The organism is Pseudomonas mangrovi, from assembly GCF_003052585.1.
Lineage (GTDB): Bacteria > Pseudomonadota > Gammaproteobacteria > Pseudomonadales > Pseudomonadaceae > Aquipseudomonas > Aquipseudomonas mangrovi.
This window is the reverse complement of record NZ_QASN01000018.1, coordinates 1-17,680: the sequence shown is the minus strand read 5'-3', so window position 1 is coordinate 17,680 and position 17,680 is coordinate 1. Positions and strand designations below refer to the sequence as shown.

Annotated in this window: 15 protein-coding genes, 1 pseudogene and 1 riboswitch; of the genes and pseudogenes, 15 read left to right on the top strand and 1 reads right to left on the bottom strand. The window is 63.8% G+C overall.

Annotated elements, in window-relative coordinates:
* The 8 genes from DBO85_RS11020 to DBO85_RS10985 all read left to right on the top strand — a co-directional run.
* Positions 1 to 456 (top strand): alginate O-acetyltransferase AlgX-related protein (locus DBO85_RS11020; protein WP_407681465.1); only part of this gene is annotated, 456 nt, incomplete at its 5' end.
* A gap of 26 nt (positions 457 to 482) precedes the next feature.
* Positions 483 to 1,121 carry an alginate O-acetyltransferase AlgF gene (locus tag DBO85_RS11015; RefSeq protein ID WP_108107331.1) on the top strand — a complete coding sequence of 213 codons (639 nt, stop codon included), beginning with the start codon at positions 483 to 485 and terminating at the stop codon, positions 1,119 to 1,121.
* A 67-nt stretch (positions 1,122 to 1,188) separates the two neighbouring features.
* Positions 1,189 to 2,601 carry an alginate O-acetyltransferase AlgX-related protein gene (locus tag DBO85_RS11010; protein ID WP_108107330.1) on the top strand — a complete coding sequence of 471 codons (1,413 nt, stop codon included), beginning with the start codon at positions 1,189 to 1,191 and terminating at the stop codon, positions 2,599 to 2,601.
* The gene (locus tag DBO85_RS11005; protein WP_158268892.1) at positions 2,598 to 3,704 is read left to right on the top strand and encodes an alginate lyase family protein; all 1,107 of its coding nucleotides are present in this window, start codon (positions 2,598 to 2,600) and stop codon (positions 3,702 to 3,704) included. The genes DBO85_RS11010 and DBO85_RS11005 overlap by 4 nt, the downstream gene beginning before the upstream one ends.
* An 8-nt stretch (positions 3,705 to 3,712) precedes the next feature.
* Positions 3,713 to 5,230, top strand: coding sequence for a right-handed parallel beta-helix repeat-containing protein (locus DBO85_RS11000; RefSeq protein ID WP_108107328.1), 1,518 nt, complete (start codon positions 3,713 to 3,715; stop codon positions 5,228 to 5,230).
* A 208-nt stretch (positions 5,231 to 5,438) separates the two neighbouring features.
* Positions 5,439 to 5,540: riboswitch (glycine riboswitch) on the top strand.
* A 21-nt stretch (positions 5,541 to 5,561) separates the two neighbouring features.
* On the top strand, positions 5,562 to 6,182 hold the full coding sequence (locus DBO85_RS10995; protein WP_108107327.1) for a trimeric intracellular cation channel family protein: 621 nt from the start codon (positions 5,562 to 5,564) through the stop codon (positions 6,180 to 6,182).
* A 131-nt stretch (positions 6,183 to 6,313) separates the two neighbouring features.
* Positions 6,314 to 7,117, top strand: coding sequence for a CSLREA domain-containing protein (locus tag DBO85_RS10990; protein ID WP_108107326.1), 804 nt, complete (start codon positions 6,314 to 6,316; stop codon positions 7,115 to 7,117).
* A 95-nt stretch (positions 7,118 to 7,212) separates the two neighbouring features.
* Positions 7,213 to 7,647, top strand: a complete 435-nt coding sequence (locus DBO85_RS10985) for a choice-of-anchor Q domain-containing protein (RefSeq protein WP_108107325.1) — start codon at positions 7,213 to 7,215, stop codon at positions 7,645 to 7,647.
* A 112-nt stretch (positions 7,648 to 7,759) separates the two neighbouring features.
* Here the strand turns inward: DBO85_RS10985 and DBO85_RS10980 are convergent, their stop codons facing one another.
* On the bottom strand, positions 7,760 to 8,311 hold the full coding sequence (locus tag DBO85_RS10980; RefSeq protein WP_108107324.1) for a methyltransferase family protein: 552 nt from the start codon (positions 8,309 to 8,311) through the stop codon (positions 7,760 to 7,762).
* A 644-nt stretch (positions 8,312 to 8,955) separates the two neighbouring features.
* On the opposite strand from DBO85_RS10980, the gene DBO85_RS10975 reads away from it, so the two are divergent.
* The 7 genes and pseudogenes from DBO85_RS10975 to DBO85_RS10945 form a co-directional block, all read left to right on the top strand.
* Positions 8,956 to 10,266 carry a nucleotide sugar dehydrogenase gene (locus tag DBO85_RS10975; RefSeq protein ID WP_108107323.1) on the top strand — a complete coding sequence of 437 codons (1,311 nt, stop codon included), beginning with the start codon at positions 8,956 to 8,958 and terminating at the stop codon, positions 10,264 to 10,266.
* A 36-nt stretch (positions 10,267 to 10,302) separates the two neighbouring features.
* Positions 10,303 to 11,730 carry a mannose-1-phosphate guanylyltransferase/mannose-6-phosphate isomerase gene (locus tag DBO85_RS10970; RefSeq protein ID WP_325051551.1) on the top strand — a complete coding sequence of 476 codons (1,428 nt, stop codon included), beginning with the start codon at positions 10,303 to 10,305 and terminating at the stop codon, positions 11,728 to 11,730.
* Between the two features lie 87 nt (positions 11,731 to 11,817).
* Entirely contained in the window at positions 11,818 to 13,341 is a 1,524-nt protein-coding gene (locus DBO85_RS10965) for a glycosyltransferase (RefSeq protein WP_108107321.1), read from the top strand.
* Between the two features lie 18 nt (positions 13,342 to 13,359).
* Positions 13,360 to 14,502 (top strand): PilZ domain-containing protein, encoded by a 1,143-nt coding sequence (locus DBO85_RS10960; RefSeq protein ID WP_108107320.1) that lies wholly within the window; start codon positions 13,360 to 13,362, stop codon positions 14,500 to 14,502.
* Positions 14,503 to 14,513: 11 nt separating this feature from the next.
* A complete protein-coding gene (locus tag DBO85_RS10955) occupies positions 14,514 to 15,935 on the top strand; it encodes a tetratricopeptide repeat protein (RefSeq protein ID WP_108107319.1) in 1,422 nt (473 codons plus the stop codon).
* Positions 15,932 to 17,350 (top strand): ion channel protein AlgE, encoded by a 1,419-nt coding sequence (locus DBO85_RS10950; protein WP_108107318.1) that lies wholly within the window; start codon positions 15,932 to 15,934, stop codon positions 17,348 to 17,350. Before DBO85_RS10955 ends, DBO85_RS10950 begins: the two co-directional genes overlap by 4 nt.
* Positions 17,351 to 17,366: 16 nt before the next feature.
* A pseudogene (locus DBO85_RS10945) lies at positions 17,367 to 17,680 on the top strand (MBOAT family O-acyltransferase); the annotation flags it as partial.

Sequence of the window (17,680 nt, the reverse complement as noted above, 5' to 3'; positions counted from 1 at the left end):
GTCGGCAGCACCGCCTTCCAGTCACGCGTGGTCAGCGAGAAGCCGCTCAAGAGCGATCTGATGAACTTCATCCAGTTCGGCGCCTGGCTCGACCCCGAGCTGTTCGCCGAGTCCTCGGTGGTGCCGGTCTACGAGACCCTCGCCGACGACGCCGAACGCAGCGCCGACGACCTCTTCGGCGACCAGAGCCAGTCGATCATGCTGGTCGGCACCAGCTACACCAAGATCGAGGACTGGAACTTCGCCGGCTTCCTGCGCGAAGCACTGCAGAACGATCTGCTCACCATCGCCGTCGAAGGCCGGGGCCCGTTTCACGCGATGGACGAGTTCATGAACAGCGAATACCTGACCAACACAGAAATCACCCAGGTCATCTGGGAGTTCCCGGTCCGCACCGTGCTCGCACAGCGGCCGAATTCGAAAAGCTGGCAAACCGCCCTCAACGATCAACTCTGACCACCCTAAGAAGGATGAACGCCACCATGAAAAACCTTGCCTACCGCATGTTCTTCTCGCTCTTCGCCAGCCTCGCGCTGGTGGCACAGACCCAGGCCAACGCCGATCTGTACGATGCCGTCGCACCGGCCAACTCGGCCTTCCTGCGCGTCCTCAACCTGACCGGCACGGGCGCCGACGTGAAGGTTAGCGGCAAGACCGCTACCCAGAAGGTTACCGCTGGCCAGCTCGGTGGCTACATGTTCACCCCGGCTGGCAAGACCAAGATCAACGTGAACTCGGTTTCCGGTGAGTACGACCTGGTCGCCGACACTGCCACCACCTTCGTTTTTGACGGCAAGACGCTGATCAAGCTGGACGACAAGTACGTCAACGATCCGCGCAAGGCGCTAGTGTCGTTCTACAACCTGAGCGACAAGAAGGTCGCGCTGAAGACTGCTGACGGCAAGCACGCGCTCGTCGATGAGCTGGGCAAGAACGAGACCGGCAACCGCCTGGTGAACGAGATCAAGATCACCCTGGCCGCCTACGCCGGCGACAGCAAGGTAGTAGGGTTTGACGAGCAGTTCCTGAAGAAGGGCCGCTCTTACAGCTACGTGCTGATCGACCAGGGCGGCAAGCTGCGCACCATCGCAGTACCGAACGCGGTCGATCCGATCCTCTAAGCGACCTGATGCGTCATACCGCCCCCGCGCCGCGGGGGCGCTCATCCAGGACGAGAAGCCTTCACGTATGAAGAGACTATTGCAGCAAGGCGCGGCACTGACGCTCGCGCTCTCGGGGCTGATGGCCCCGGCATTCGCCGAGGACGGCAAGAAGGCCCCTTGTGTTGATCTTGAGTGCCTGATTTGCCCGCAGCTCTCCGACCCCGCGCAGTACGCCGAGGGCAGGATGAAGCTGCTCGCCGAAATCACCCCGGGCAAGGACAACTGGCTGTTCCGCTCGGGCGTCGATCTGACCAACCAGTTCGGCATTCCGAAACACATGGAGCCCGAATTCAAGCGCCTGATGGACACCTTCAAGGCCAAGGGTACCCATGTGGTGGTTGCGGTACAGCCGACCCGCGGGCTGATGCACCGCGACAAGCTCTACCCGGACAAGATGCATGGCTTCGACTACGCCAAGTCGAGTGCCAGCTTGCGCGCCTTCCTCGAGCAGATGCGTCGCAGTGGCGCGATCGTGCCGGACATCATGCCGATGGTGGAGAACCCGCCGGCGGACTACTTCTTCCGCCGCGACCACCACTGGACACCGACCGGTTCGCAGATCACCGCGCGGATCACCGCCGACGAGATCATGCGCCAGCCGTTCTATGCCGAGCTGACCAAGAAGAGCTACGTCACCAGCCCGGGGATAATGCTCTACAAGGACGGCACCCTGAACCTGGGCCTTGCGCATATCTGCGGCAACAACTACGGCATCCAGTACATGCGCGGCCACGAGACGATTCCGGCCGACAGCGATGCATCCGCGCTGTTCGACGACGAAACCGTCACCGAAGTGGTGATGGTTGGTACCTCCAACTCCGCGTCGCGCGAGGACGAGACCAAGCAGTACAACTTCGATGGCTTCATCAAGGAGTACCTGAGCGTCGACCTGCTCAACTTTGCGCTCCCAGGCGCCGGTCAGGACGGCTCGCTGACCCAGTTCCTGCTGTCCCCGGACTATGACTTCAAGGCCCCGCCAAAGATGATCATCTGGGAACTGCCGGCCAACTATCCGCTGGATACGCCCATCACCTATCGCCAGCTGATCCCGGCGATCAACGGCGGCTGCAAGGCCAAGCCGGACATGGTCAAGGCCAGCTCGACGGTAAAGGTGCCAAGCCTTTCGCCGCACCAGCGCATCGAGCTGCTCAGCAATGCCGGCGCCAATCGCAAGGACCTGAGCAGGCTAAGGGACGGCTTCCTGAGCCTGAAGATCAGCGACAAGAACCTCAAGCACTTCTACATCATCACCTACTACGACAACGGCGAGCGCGACAAGATATGGTTCCGCCGCGATGCCATCGTCGACGGTGGCCAGTACTACCTCGAGTTCAGCCGTGACGCGAAATTCCAGGGCGCCAACCTGCTTTCGGTGTTCATGGAGCCGACCGAAGAGATCAAGTCCGCGGTCAACGTCGAAACCCAGGTATGCCTATGAAAAGCCTGACGCTTGGCGGGGTCGCCCTGGCTCTCGCCCTGCACGCCAGCGGGGCAGCCGCGACTGTCTCGATCTGGCAGCCGGAGATCAGCGCGGTCGCCCTGCAAATTCCGGACTACCGCGAGCTGGGCTGCGCGGACAAGGTGATCGAGCCCTACACCGGTCCGCTGCAGGTCGAAAGCAAATACGTGCAGACCGACGCCAGCAAGTCGACTCAACGCGCCGTCTCCCGTCAGACCAAGGAAGTTCGTGGGCAGATCAACGACTACATCAAGCAGGTCGTGAAGTACGGCGAGCGTGCCACCAGCACCAATGATCCGCAGAAGGCGGCGCGCGCGCTGGCCTGCCTCGATCAATGGCTGACCGTATGGGCAAAGGCAGGCGCAATCGAAAGTCGCGACGCCAGCAAGACCGGCGTCGCCGCGCGCAAGTGGGCACTGGCGGCGATCTCTTCCTCGCTGCTCAAGACCCAGGCGCAGACCGGCAACCGCCTGCAGCTGAGCGCGATCCAGCAGAAGTGGCTGAACGACCTGGCGCAGATCGTGATCGAGGAGTACGAACCACGCCGGCGCAACAACTTCCGCTACTTCAACAACCACGACTACTGGGCTGCCTGGGCAGTGACCTCGACCGGCATGCTGATCGACCAGCAGGCGTACGTGGACTGGGGCACCCGCTATGTGCAGGAGGCGCTCGGCCGCCTGACCAAAGCGCGCCAGGGCGACTACGCCTACCACCAGATCGAGGTGGCACGCGGCAAGCTCGGCGCCGAGTACACCCACTACGCCCTGGTGCCGATCGCGCTGCTGGTCGAGGCGTCCTACGCCAACGGTCAGCCGCTCTCCGCCGAGGATGAAGCCAGCTACAAGGCACTGGCCACCTTCGCCGCCCGTGCGGTGCTCGAACCCGAGAGCATCCCCGAGCTGCAGGGCCGCCAGGCCGATGTGCCGACGCACAAGATGATCTGGCTGCTGCCGTTCCTCAATCGTTTCCCCGACCACGTCTGGGCGCGCAAGCTGTTCGAGAAGGAACGCGGCAAGGTCGACAACTACAGCCAGATAGGCGGCCGGCTCGGCCCACTCTATCCAAACCTGAACCTGTGAGGTGTTTCATGCGCGCTTTTCCTTCCTGGCAGGTCCTGACTCTGCTCGCCGGCATCAGCGGCGGGTTGGCCTGCGCCCCCGCGGCAGCCGAAGCGGTTGCGGTGCAAGGCCTGCAGCAACCCTGGATCGGCGCCGTTTCCGGTGACTCTCACCGGAGCGAGATCGACCAGCTGCTGGCCAGCAGCGCGAGCCTGACCGGCGCCGCCGAACTGCGCGGCCAGGGCCCGTCCGGACGGGCGTCGGCACGGTTGGAAACCATGTTCTCGTCGCAGGCCGGCAGCTGGCCATTCGAGCCCTTCGTCAAGAATAGCGACCTGTTCCGCCAGATCGCCAACTACCAGGCGCAGCACCCACGCATCCTCGAAGTGCGCGGTGGCAGCATCACACTGGAACAACTGGTGACCGCGGTCGGCAACGCGCAGGTTCTGCGTAGCCACAAGGACGGCTATCTGCTCAGCTATCCACTGCTGATCGCACCCAACGCGGAGCTGCGTCTGGACGGCAGCCGGTTGTACCTGAACTCGCACTCGGGTGCTGCGCTCATCAACCAGGGCCGCTTGGTACTCAACAACGCGCACCTGGAAAGCTGGAGCGGCGACAACGCCAGCGACGAGAACGCCTACCGCTCCTTCGTCATGGCCTGGGCCGGTAGCACCACGCTGATCGAAGGCTCGACCCTCACTCGCCTGGGACATAACAGCCACCTCTCGAGGGGGCTGACCACCGGCCGCAGCGACCAGCAGGGTCCGGGGGTCGCTCCGGCGCGCCTGCTGGTGAGCAAGAGCCGCTTCAGCGACATGGCCAACGGTATCGAGCTGCGCCAGTCGCTGGCGGTGATCGAGGATTCGCAGTTCCTCGACCTGCAGCTGTATGCGGTCGACATCCTCGACAGCCGCGCGACCCTGACTGACAACCATGTCGACGGCGTGCGCACCAACAGCGGCTTCCGGGTCCGCGGCCAGGGTCACAGCGCGCTGCGCCGCAACAGCGTGCTCGGCACAGCCAAGTCGGGGCTCGAGACCAGCCACTTCGAAGGCGTGCTGGTGGCCAACAACAATACCTTCGGCAACAACGGCAGCAACGGCATCCAGCTGCGCCAGCTGGGCGCCGGCAGCCTGGTGTTGCTGGCCGACAACCTGATTTCCAACTCGGGCCGCACCGGCATCGATGCCGATGTGTTCGGCCAGTTGCTGATCAGCGGCAACAGCATCGGCAACAGCCCCGAGTACGGCCTCTACCTGCGCAACGCGGCAGCAGGCGAAGGGCGCGCTGTGGTGGTCGGCAACCGCTTTTCCGCTATCGGCATGTCGATGGTCAAGAGCGAAGGCGTCGGCCGCCTGGTGCTGGGCAACAACCAGTTCAAGACCCGCGCCGGACGTCAGACGGTCCTGGCCGGTGACCTGCTGCCGGCGCAGAGCTCGGTGATGGACGCCACCGTCAGCCGCCCGTGCTTCGTTGAAGTTCGCATCGGCGGCGGTGGGACCCAGGAGGCGGCGGGAACGCTGGATTGCGGCTCGGGTTCCTGAGCAGGTAGGTGGATGGCACCAGCCATCCACCCGTCAATCGCTTGCCGCGAGCGGGGGAATGAGCCCCGCTGGAGCGACGCACGAGAGCCCCGGTCACTCTCTTGCTGGCGTATACTCGCCGTCCCGCAGGAGAGTGAACCGGCCATGGCCGGCTCCGCCGAAGGCGCAAACTCCCATAATCGCTCAGGCCCAGAAACTGCGGATTCCATTGACGCCAACTGGAGAGAGATCGCCCGTCGAGGCGGTCCACCGAAGGGGCAAGCGGCCCAGGCCGCGCAAACTCTCAGGTAAACCGGACAGAGGGAGAGGCACATAACGCAGGAGATCCTGTGTGCTGCTCTACATCTATCTGATCGCCATTACCGCCGAAGCCATGTCCGGGGCGCTCGCCGCCGGGCGGCGCAACATGGACCTGTTCGGCGTCAGCCTGATCGCCTTCGTCACCGCTCTGGGTGGCGGTACGGTGCGCGACATGCTGCTGGGCAACTACCCGGTATCCTGGACCCAGCATCCCAGCTACATCTATCTGACCATCGGCGCCGGGCTGTTCACCATGCTGGTCGCGCGCTTCATCCACCACCTGCACACGCTGTTCCTGATTCTCGATGCGATGGGGCTGGTCGCCTTCACCGTCATCGGCTGCGACGTTGCCCTGCGCCTGGAGTACGACACCCCGGTGGTGGTGATGGCCGGCATCACCACCGGCATCTTCGGCGGCATCCTGCGTGACATTCTCTGCAACCGCACGCCCATGGTGCTGCTGCACGAGCTCTACGCCAGCGTATCGCTGCTGGTGGCGCTGCTCTATCTGGGCCTGATGGAGCTGGGTGTGGATCACGACATCAATCTGCTCGCCTCCTTCAGCGCCGGGCTGGCCCTGCGCCTGGCGGCGATCCGCTGGTCGCTGTCGTTACCGGTGTTCTCCTACGCACCGGGCCGGTGGGACGACTGAGCCGGCTGCCGACGGTCAGGCCGCGCTGAATCGCGGCGGCTGCGCCCGGTCTGCCTAGAGCCAGAACCGCCCACGGAAGCAGGGCTTTCTCCGCCGCGGACGCCTATCGCTCACGCCAGGAGGACTTGCCCATGCCCGGCCATCTGACTCTCGCCCTGCTCACCGGATTCGCCTGCTCGGCCGCACTCGCCGCCGACATCCAGGTCACCAAGACCGAAGACGGCAACGATGGCGTGTGCAACGCCGACTGTTCGCTGCGCGAGGCCATCCAGCAAGCCAACGCCACGGTTGGCGAAGACCGCATCCTGCTGCCAGCGGGAAGCTACCGCCTGAGCCTCGCGCCGCTGCGCGAGGGCTTCGTGATCGTCGAAGAAGATGCCAACCTCAATGGTGATCTGGACATCCGCTACAACGACCTGGTGATCGTCGGCACCGGGCAGGACAGGACCATCATCGATGCCGAGAACAACAGCCGCCTGTTCGATGTGCATGTCGCCACCCGCCTGCGTCTGGAGCGGCTGACCCTGCGCAACGGCCGCACCTCCGACTTCGGCGGCGCCATCCGCAACCGCGGCAGCCTTGTGCTTGATCAGGTAGCACTGGAGAACAACGAAATGTTCGGCGAGATGGGCGCCGGAGGTGCCATCGCCAACTTCAACCGGCTCGACATCAGCGCCTCGCGCTTCAGCGACAACAGCACCTACGGTGCCACGGGCTACGGTCAGGGCGGCGCCATCTACAACCATGGCTGCGGATCCGCAACAGCGGCTTCACCGGCAACATCAGCTATGACGAGACCGATAGCGGACGCGGCGGCGCGCTCTACAACGAGGGGATCGCCGATGTCGCCCGCAGCACCTTTTTCCGCAACAAGGGCGGTGAGTACGGTACCGGAACGGCCATTCTCAACGCCGAGGGCGGCACCATCCAGCTGAGCAACAGCACCCTGAGCGGCACCTGGGGCTACTACAGCCTGGGCACCTTCGCCAACGGCATCCCCGGTAGCCGCAACAACACCAACAGCGAAGCCTTGCTGGTCAACGTCACCATTGCCGACAACTTCGGCCTGGTGGCACTGCACAACCTGGGCCGCATGAGCGTGCGCAACAGCATCGTCGCCGGCAACGTCGAGATTCGCGACGAAGGTCCCAATCGCATCGCCAACTGTCGCAACGGTGCCGGGGGAGTGTTCAGAGCCCGCGGCATGCTGCTGGGCCAGGACGGCTACGGCTGCGCGGCGGATCTGCCGATCGATGACGCCAGCACCTTCACCCAGATACTCGGGCCGCTCACCGAACAGCCCGGCGCACCGGCGCTGCACCCGCTCCTGGAGGGCAGTCCGGCCATCGACGCCGGGATCGGCAGCTGCAGCGCCACCGACCAGCGCAAGGTCCCCAGACCGCAGGATGGCAATGGTGACGGGGTGGCGGTCTGCGACCTGGGCGCCTACGAGCGTCAGCCCTAGATAGCCCTGCAACGCTACTGGGTTCGACCCGCCACCGCGTCATCAGGCAATGGGCCTACGCCTGGCAACGCCCGCTGCCAACATCGGGCATCTGGCGTCGCCGCAGCGGAAGCTAGAACAGGTAGGGGATGAACATCCGCGTGCGGCGGATATAGGCGCGATAGACGCGGCCGAAGGTACGCAGATTCTCCCACTCCTCGACCCGCGCTGCCTTGAACAGCGCCAGGCTGCCTCCCACGACCAGCAGCGTCGTGACCACGCCCGGCGCTTTCAGATAGAAGCCCCAGAGCAGGAACAGCAGAGAGGCGTACATCGGATGGCGGATGTAGCCGTAGAGGCCCTCATCGACCAGCCTGGCCGTGTTCTCGAAGGCGAAATTACCGGGATCTCGGCGCTGTTCATTGCGCCCACCCCGGCGCACCAGCAGATACAGGCCATGCACGACCAGGTAGAGCGAACACAGCAACAAAAGCCCCGACAGCAGCTGCAAGGGATGCTCGGTCGGCAGTCGCCAGGCCGGATAACTCAACCAGGCCAGCGCATTGATCGCCTGGAAGCCGAACAGACGATAGAAGCCATGGCGCAGCGGCGGCCGTAGCGAACGCCAGGACATCAGCAGCAGAGCCGCCGCTGTCGCCAGGAATATCCAGTTCGAGACTGTCATCGAGAACCCTCCCGCCAGATCCTTACCCGCCCACGCTCAAAGGGTGAAGTCGAGAACCCATTGGCCCAGTTGACAACGCCAGGCGAGGAAAATGCATCTGCAGATGGAGGGCAATGCCATGCGCGGTAGCAACTTGGCCCGAATTAGCGACGTAATCCGTCAAGCCAAGCGAAACATATGTAACAAAATATGAGCGCATATACCGGAGGCCTATCTGGCGCGGCATAGCAGACCCAGCGTAAATCCCAACCGAACGGCCAGATAAGTAATAAGAAAACAAAGGGGCGCCGCATATGACAATTAATAGACGCCATCAAACCGGCATCAACTTTGCCCAAACTATCCGCAGAGCCCGACAGTCCGGCCACTCCGCTAATTAAGCCACTTTCAAACGACAAAAAACAGGCGTCACTTTAACCTCGAACTTGAAGTCTTCTTGCAAAGTTCTCAATGGAACCCGCCCCTCCTGAAAGTTGACTTCGACCTCCACAGTAATGAGAATTCCGTCCCACAAAACTAGAAAACACCGCAATCAACACCCTCCCGCCTGAACTTTTTTAAAACTCCGTTGTACCTGCCGCCCGTATTGAACGGTGGGCCATAGTTTCTCTCGGATCGAGTTAACTCAGCGAATTGGACGCATCATGAGAATTAGTATTTTCGGCCTTGGTTATGTGGGCGCGGTTTGCGTCGGTTGTCTCTCCCAGCGCGGGCACGACATCGTCGGTGTGGATGTCGCACAGACCAAGATCGACCTGATCAGCGCGGGCAAGTCGCCCATCGTCGAGCCCGGCCTCGAAGCACTGCTCGGCGCCGGTGTGAGCAGTGGCCGAATCCGCGGCACCACCGACGTGGCCGAGGCGATCGAACAGACCGACCTTTCCTTCATCTGCGTCGGTACGCCGAGCAGGAAAAACGGCGACCTCGACCTCAGCTACGTCGAGTCGGTATGCCGCCAGATCGGCGCCCAGCTGCGCCACAAGAGCAGCCGCCACACCATCGTCATCCGTAGCACAATCCTGCCCGGGACCATTCGCAAGCTGGTGATCCCCTGTCTCGAAGAAACCTCGGGCAAGCGTGCCGGTGTCGATTTCGGCGTCGCCACCAATCCCGAGTTCCTGCGCGAAAGCACCGCGATCAAGGATTACGACTTCCCGGCGATGACGGTCATAGGCGCGCTCGACCAGACCTCCGGCGATCTGCTGCAGGAGCTCTACAGCGACCTCGACGCGCCGATCATCCGCAAGTCGGTGGAAGTCGCTGAACTGATCAAGTACACCTGCAATGTCTGGCATGCGGCCAAGGTCACCTTCGCCAACGAGATCGGCAACATCGCCAAGGCCGCCGGCGTCGACGGCCGGGAGGTGATGGACGTGGTCTGCCAGGATCACAAGCTGAACCTTTCCGCCTACTACATGCGCCCCGGCTTCGCCTTCGGCGGCTCCTGCCTGCCCAAGGACGTGCGCGCCCTCGCCTATCGCGCCAGCCAATGGGACGTCGAGGCGCCGCTGATCGGCTCGCTGATGCAGAGCAATCAGGCACAGGTGAACCGCGCCTACGAGATGGTCGCGGCCAGCGGCAGTCGCAAGGTCGGCCTGCTCGGCCTGGCGTTCAAGGCCGGCACCGATGATCTGCGCGAGAGCCCGCTGGTCGAGCTGGCAGAGACGCTGATCGGCAAGGGATACGACCTCAAGATATTCGACCGCAACGTCGAATATGCCCGCGTATTCGGCGCCAACAAGCAGTACATCGAAGCACACATCCCGCACCTCACCTCGCTGCTGCTCAAGGATCTCGAGCAGGTGCTGGAGCACGCCGAGGTGATAGTGCTGGGCAACAACGACCCGGCATTTGCCGAGGCCATTCGCGGCCTTGGCCCGGACAAGCAGGTCATCGACCTGGTCGGCTTCAACCAGATCCAGAGCGAATCGCAGTACACCGGCATCTGCTGGTAATACCTCACCAACACACAACAGGACGGTGTGACGATGATAGTTCCGGTAATTTTGTCGGGTGGCAGCGGTTCGCGACTGTGGCCCCTTTCGCGCAAGCAGTTTCCCAAGCAGTTCCTCGCGCTGACCGGCGAGAAGAGCATGTTCCAGCAGACCCTTCTGCGCCTGGCGCGCCTCGGTACCGCCGCGCCCATCGTGGTCTGCAACGAGGAGCATCGCTTCCTGGTCAGCGAACAGCTGGCCGGCGTGCGCCAGCTGGCCGACAGTATTCTGCTCGAGCCATTCGGCCGCAACACCGCTGCGGCGGTGGCCATGGCGGCGCTACGACTGCTGCGCGAGGGTCGCGACGAGCTACTGCTGGTGCTGCCGGCGGATCACCTGCTGGAAGAGGGCGATGTTCTCGACCGAGCCGTGGCCGCCGCCAAGCGTGCTGCCGAGAACGGACACATGGCCCTGTTCGGCATCAAGCCGACCCGGCCGGAAACCGGCTACGGCTACATCCGCGCCGCGGCCCGCGACGCAGGCCTGCCGCAGAACGTGCTGCCGGTCCAGCAGTTCATCGAGAAGCCGGAGCTGGCCCGGGCGCAGAGCTTCGTCGACAGCGGCGACTATTACTGGAACAGCGGTATGTTCCTGTTTCGCGCCAGCCAGTTCCTCAGCGAGCTGCAGACCCACGAGCCGGACATCTACGACACCTGCCAGCTGGCCCTGGAAAAGAGCTGCGAGGACCTGGCCTTCGTCAGGATCGACGCCGAGACCTTCGCCTGCTGCCCGGAAAATTCGATCGACTACGCCGTGATGGAGCGCACCGAAAAGGCCTGCGTGGTGCCACTCGATTCGCAATGGAACGACATCGGTTCCTGGCAATCGCTGTGGGAATCCTCGGACAAGGACGGCAACGGCAACGCCCTGCGCGGCGATGCCCTGGTCCGCGACAGCCACAACTGCCTGGTGCATAGCAGCGGCAAGCTGGTCACCGTGCTCGGCATGCAGGACACCGTGGTGGTGGAAACCCGCGATGCCCTGCTGGTCGCCCCGCGCGAACGCTCGCAGGAAGTGAAGCAGCTGGTCGATCAGCTCAACCAGCTCGAACGCACCGAAACCAAGCAGCACTGCCACGTCTCGCGACCGTGGGGCATCTACGAGTCGGTGCATGTCGGTGAGCGCTTCCAGGTCAAGCACATCACCGTCAACCCCGGTGCCAGTCTCTCGCTGCAGATGCACCACCATCGCGCCGAGCACTGGATCGTGGTGTCCGGCACCGCCCAGGTCACCCGTGACGAGAAGACCTTCCTGCTCACGGAGAACCAGTCGACCTTCATCCCGATGACAGCGGTTCACCGCCTGAGCAACCCCGGCAAGATTCCGCTGCAGCTGATCGAGGTGCAGTCCGGTGGCTACCTGGGCGAGGACGACATCGAGCGCCTGGAAGACGTCTACGGCCGGGTCGCACTGAACGAAGACTGACAAGGAGGCCGGCCCCGCGCCGGCCATGGTTCCGCCACAGGGATCGTCCGCCGCAACGCCGGCACGATCCCTTTCAGGGAAGAAGCAATGCGCGCAGACGCCGCCGCAAGCAAGGCCCGTATATCCACCGTGCTCGACACGTGCGTCGGCTGGCTGTGCCTGCTCGGCCTGCTGGCGCTGATGACTCTGCTGGTCAATCCGAACCTGCTGGACCCGTCGCACCAGAAGTTCATCCTGCTGATCGGCGCGCTCGGCGCCTGGCGTTACAGCAATGCGACCATCCACTACCTGCGCGGCATGTACTTCCTGCACTGGAAGTTTCCGCGCATGCGCGAGCAGGTGGAGGCCATGGGCGACGCCGCATTGCCGTCGCACATGTTCATGGTGGTCACCAGTTTCCGCATCCCGACCCACACCACCCTCAAGGTCTACCGCTCGGTGTTCCAGGAAGTACAGCGCCTGCCGGTGCCCTGCACGGTGATCGTCTCGCTGGTGGAGAAGGCCGACGAGCGCTTCATCAAGGAGATCATGCAGGACGAGATCCACGACCGCGATGACATCCAGCTGGTGGTCGTACGCGCCCGCGGCACCGGCAAGCGCGACGGCCTGGCGCATGCCTTTCGCGCGCTGTCACGCAAGATGCCGCTGGAGGATGCGGTGGTCGGCGTGGTCGACGGCGACACCATGCTGCTGCCGCATTGCGTCGAGCGCGCGGTCAAGCTGTTCGCCCTGCTGCCGGGCGTCGGCGGCCTGACCACCAACGAGTTCTGCGAGGTGGAGGGCAGCCCGCTGATCCGCCACTGGCACAGCATGCGTTTCGCCCAGCGGCACATCAACATGTGCTCGATGGCACTGAGCGAGCGCGTACTGACGCTCACCGGGCGGCTGTCGTTCTTCCGTGCCTCGGTGATGACCAACCCGGAGTTCATCCGCGACGTCGAGGCCGATTACCTCGAACACTGGCGCCTCGGCCGCTTCCAGTTCCTCACCGGCGACGACAAGTCTTCCTGGTTCAGCCTGATGCGCGCCGGCTGGGACACCTTCTACGTGCCGGACAGCCACACCCTGACGGTGGAGCATCCGCCAGACAACAACTTCTTCCGCGCCAGCCGCCAGCTGATGTACCGCTGGTACGGCAACTCGCTGCGGCAGAACTTCCGCGCCACCAGCCTGCTGGGACTGCACCGCCTGGGCTTCTTCACCATGTACGTGCTCTACGACCAGCGCGTATCGATGTGGACCTGCCTGTTCGGGCTCAGCGCCTCGCTGACCGCGGCGTTGTTCTTCGGTATCGAGTACCTCTGGGTGTACCTGTTCTGGGTGCTGCTGTCGCGCACCCTGGTGTCTGCGCTGCTCGTCTTCAGCCGGCATCCGGTCAGCCCGGTCTATCCATTCGTTCTCTATTACAACCAGATCCTGGGCTCAGTGATGAAGGTGTACTCGATGTTCCATATGGACCAGCAGAGCTGGACCCGTCAGAAGACCACCCTGGCCGCGCATGCCGGCTGGGATGCCTGGCTGAACCGATGGTCGTCAAAGGCCATGTTGCTGTCCTCGTTCGCCATCTTCTTCGGCGTCATTTCGATCCTGCTCGATCTTTCCCTTCGATAACCTACAGGCGAACCACACATGACAACGGCCACTCCATCCTCGGCAAACGTGGTGCACGAATCCATCGACGAGCGCCAGTTCGTCCGTACCCGCATCCCGGCCCGGGTCACCCTGACCGACAGCAACGGCAAGGCGCTGGAATGCGAGATCAAGGACCTGTCCCTGGGCGGAATGGGGCTCGACTGCGACAGCCCGCTGGCGGTCGGCGGCCTCTACGACGCGACCCTGTTCCTGAACCTGAACGCCATCGACCTGACCATCGACACCCGTCTGAAGGTGGTCTCCCAGCGGGAGAGCGTGGTCGGCGCCGAGTTCGTCGACCTCGACCCGAAGAAGCGCGACATCCTGCGCTACCTGATGTCCGCGTACATGTCCGGCGAAATCGTCGACATCAGCGGCCTGGTCAACGTGATGCAGCGTGAAAGCTACATCAAGAGCCGCAAGCAGAAGACCGATCATGTACGCAGCCTGCGTCAGCGCCTGCAGGCCGCGGCGGGCACCCTGCTGTTCGTCTGCCTGGGCCTGCTGGCGCTGGTCTTCATCGTCTACAAGACCTACATGATGCTGTTCCACATCCCGGCGGCGCAGGCGCAGGTCAGCGCCGATGCCTACGTCATTAGCATGCCGGACAACGGCTACCTGAAGTACAGCATCGCCGAGGGGCAGACCAGCGTCAGCCGGGGCGAGCCCATCGCCACGGTTTCCTCGCAGCTGGCCTCGCGCCTGAACACTCCTGCCGATATCGGCGCCCTGTCCAACCTGTCGCAGCAGGATCTGCAGATGGTGCTCGGCCGCGCCCTGATCGAGACCGTGATCTCCAGCCCCTGCGACTGCGATCTGTACTTCCCCGGCCAGCGCCTGGACAGCTTCGCCTATCACCAGCAGCCGCTGGTGCACCTGCTGCCCAAGGACCGCCCGCTGTACGTCACCGCCAGCGTGCCCTTCGGCAAGCTGAATGACATTCGCGAGCTGTCCTCGATCCGCATGAACGTGTTCGGCATCGATGAAAGCATCGGCGGCAGCATCATCGACGCACATGCCGACAACGAGACCGGCCTGCTGCAGCTGAAGATCCAGCCGGATCAGCCGCTGCCGCTGTCCTCGTACCAGAAACCGGTCGCCGTCGACCTGTTCCTCAGCACGCCCGGCGTGCGCAACTGACAGGGACCGTCATGCCGCTTCGTTCGCTCTGCATCCTCAGCCTGCTGGCCATGACCAGCGGCGTGGCGCTGGCCGACATGGGTCTTGCCCAGGTTCGCCACGCCCTGTTCCTCGACAGTCGCGCGCCGGTGGAGGCGGATCTGCGCCGGCTGGCCGAGCGCGGCGACCGGGCCTCGATGCATCTGCTGGGCAACCTAATCGCCAGCGATCCGCGTAAGACCGACGAGGCCATCGACCTCTACCAACGTGCCTTTGCCCAGGGCCGCGGCGAGATTCGTGCACTGACCTCGCTGAGTCGCCTGCTCGATCGGCTGCCTCAGCGCCAGGCCGAACATCAGGCGTACGTCCGCACGGCGCTGATGGCGATCCCGCTCGAGCGCGACCCCTACACCTTGGAAGCGGCACTGGAGACCTTTCTGGTCTATCCGCAGCTGTTCAAGAACGAGCAGGTCGAACGCCTGTTGACGCTCTACCAGCGCTCCTGCATCGAGCTGTGCGGCAGCGAGCTGTATCGGGCGGTGGACGCGGCACGCCGTGGCGATCGCGAGGAGGCCGTGCGCTGGTACGAGCTGGCCATACGCAACGATCCGCGGGCCATCGAGCGCTACTACACCTTCCTCGGTGACCGGCGCGACAGCCTGTTCCACGCCTTCGCCCAGCGCCTGGAAGCAGAGCGCGAGCAACTACCGGAGCAGATCCTGCACCCGCTTGGCGAGTTGCTGGAAACCATCGCCCAGGCGGAAAACGAGCAGGCGACCTTGCCATTGCAGCAGCTGCGCATCGAACGCGACCTGAATGACGGGGAGATCCGCCAGGAACAGGCGCTTGCCGAGCGCTATCGTGTCAGCCGGCAGTACGCCCAGACCTGGATCGAAGCAGCGGTTGCGCGCGACTACGCCCCGGCCATGATTTCGCGCATCAACTACATGCTCTCCTGGGCTACCGAGTACAGCGACGCGCAAGTTCTCGAGCTCACCGCCCGCCTCGAGCCGCTCGAGCCCTTGCGCGCCAAGGCCGCGCAGGCTCAGGTCAAGCTGGTGAACAACTGGAGCTCGCTCGACCCGCACGGCGCCCACCAGTTGATCCAGGAGCTGATCGCCAGTGGCTATGACGATGGCGAGATTCTGCTCGCCGGGTTGTACAGCAAGGGCAGTCTCGACCAGCCGGACCAGGCCCGCGCCCTGCAGATCCTCCAGCGCCTCGCCGACCAGGGTTCGCTGACCGCTCACTACCGCATCGCCCAGCTCTACAGCGAGGGCCGCGGCATCTGCCGCGAGCCTGCCAAGGCCTACGCCCATGCCTACTTCGCCAAGCAAGCCGGCGAGCGCCGGGCAGAAAGTCTGCTGCGCAGGCTGGAGCGCTTGAGCACACCGGCGCAGCGCGAAGAAGGCCTGCGGATTTCCCAGCAACTGACGGCAAGGACCCTGCCATGAATGCCCCGCGCTACGGACTGCTGACCCTCTCCATACTGCTCTGCGGTGCGCTGCAGGCTTCTCCCGCACCACGTACCGTCGGTAGCGGCAGCTACGAGCCGATCGGCCACGAGTTGCTGCACAAGTTTTCCGCCCAGGCCGGCTACGGCCCCGAAGACTCAGCCCTGGGCAACGATCGCGACAGCTTCCACAGCTTCACCTACGAGCCGACCTTCATCTGGTACTCGCCGGAGAAACGCTGGTCGCAGTGGATGTTCTTCGGTCGCGCCAACCTCACCTACGACTCGGGCAACAGCAGCAACAGCCTGGCCAGCGACAATCAGGACTTCACCGAGCAGGAGCGACCCGAGCACTTCTACGCCGAAGCACGCGAGTTCTACCTGCGCCGCAACTTGCTCGGCGGCGACCCGCGCTTCTCGGTTTCGCTCGGCCGCCAGGCCTACAGCGACCGCTACGGGCTGTTCTGGGACGACAGCATCGAGTCGCTGCGCCTGAGCTACGACGACTCCTTCGCCCGCGGCTTCGTCGCCGTCGGGCAGAAGTTCTGGAACTACAACAGTGACGTCAACAGCCTCGGTGACCGCGAGGAAGAAACCCTCTACGTCATGGGCGAGTACGCCTGGCGCTGGCACAGCGACCAGTGGATCGGTGTCCGCGGGCTCTACGAGAACGACCACAGCGACGAGGACCCGGACGACCCGCAGGACTTCACCGGCTGGCGTGCCGGCCTGTTCCTGCGTGGCGAGAATCTGACCTTCAGCCCGCTATTGAGTGACTACCACCTCGAACTGGCGATGCTCGACGGCCGTATCGATGCCATCGACAACCAGTTGAACCGCAGCGACCACAACACCAGTGGCGCGGCGCTGGTCGCCGAGCTGGGCAAGCGCTTCGAGCACCTGCAATGGACTCCGCGAGTGGCCCTGCGCGCCGGCATTACCGATGAGCCGGAAGACGAGAATGATGGTTTTTACCTCAACCGCATCCAGTCCGACCGGATCGTCTCGCCGGGCAGCTACAACACTCGCCTGGTCAGCTCGTTCATCCGCCTGAACCTGCGCAACCTGCAGTACTACGGCGCCTCGCTGGAGCTGCGGCCGACACCCCGCAGCGCCCTCGACCTGCGCGTGAGCGACCTGCATCTGCGCAATGCCAACGGTGATCTACCGGTTCGTACCGGCCAGTTGGCGCGTGACCAGCGGCGTGACGCGATCCGCGCCGGCACTTTCGATGGCGGCCGCTCGATCGGTCAGGTGGTCGACGTCAACTACTACTGGCGGATGTTTCCGCTGGCCCACGAAGGCCGCCACCTGAACATCAACGGGCTGATCAACGCGGCCTATCTCAACGCCGGATCCGCGGTTCCCACGGGCGACGACTATCAGGTCTCGTTCGGTATCGTGGCCACTTACTGAGCAACGGATTGCCAGCATGATCTTCACTTCCAACGTCTTCCTGTTCCTGTTCCTGCCGGTGTTCCTGCTGGTGTACTACGCGGCCCGGCCCGCGTGGCGCTCGCTGGTCATCGTCGCCGGCAGCTACATGTTCTATGCCTGGTGGCGGCCGGATTTCCTCCTGCTGTTCGTCGGCATTTCCATGTGGAACTACTGGTTCGGGATGCGCATCAAGGCCTGCCTCGATGCCGACCGGAAGAAGACCGCCTTTCGCTGGCTGATCATCGGGGTGGCCGGCAACCTGGCCACCCTGGGCTACTTCAAGTACGCCAACTTCGGCGCCGAGGTGTT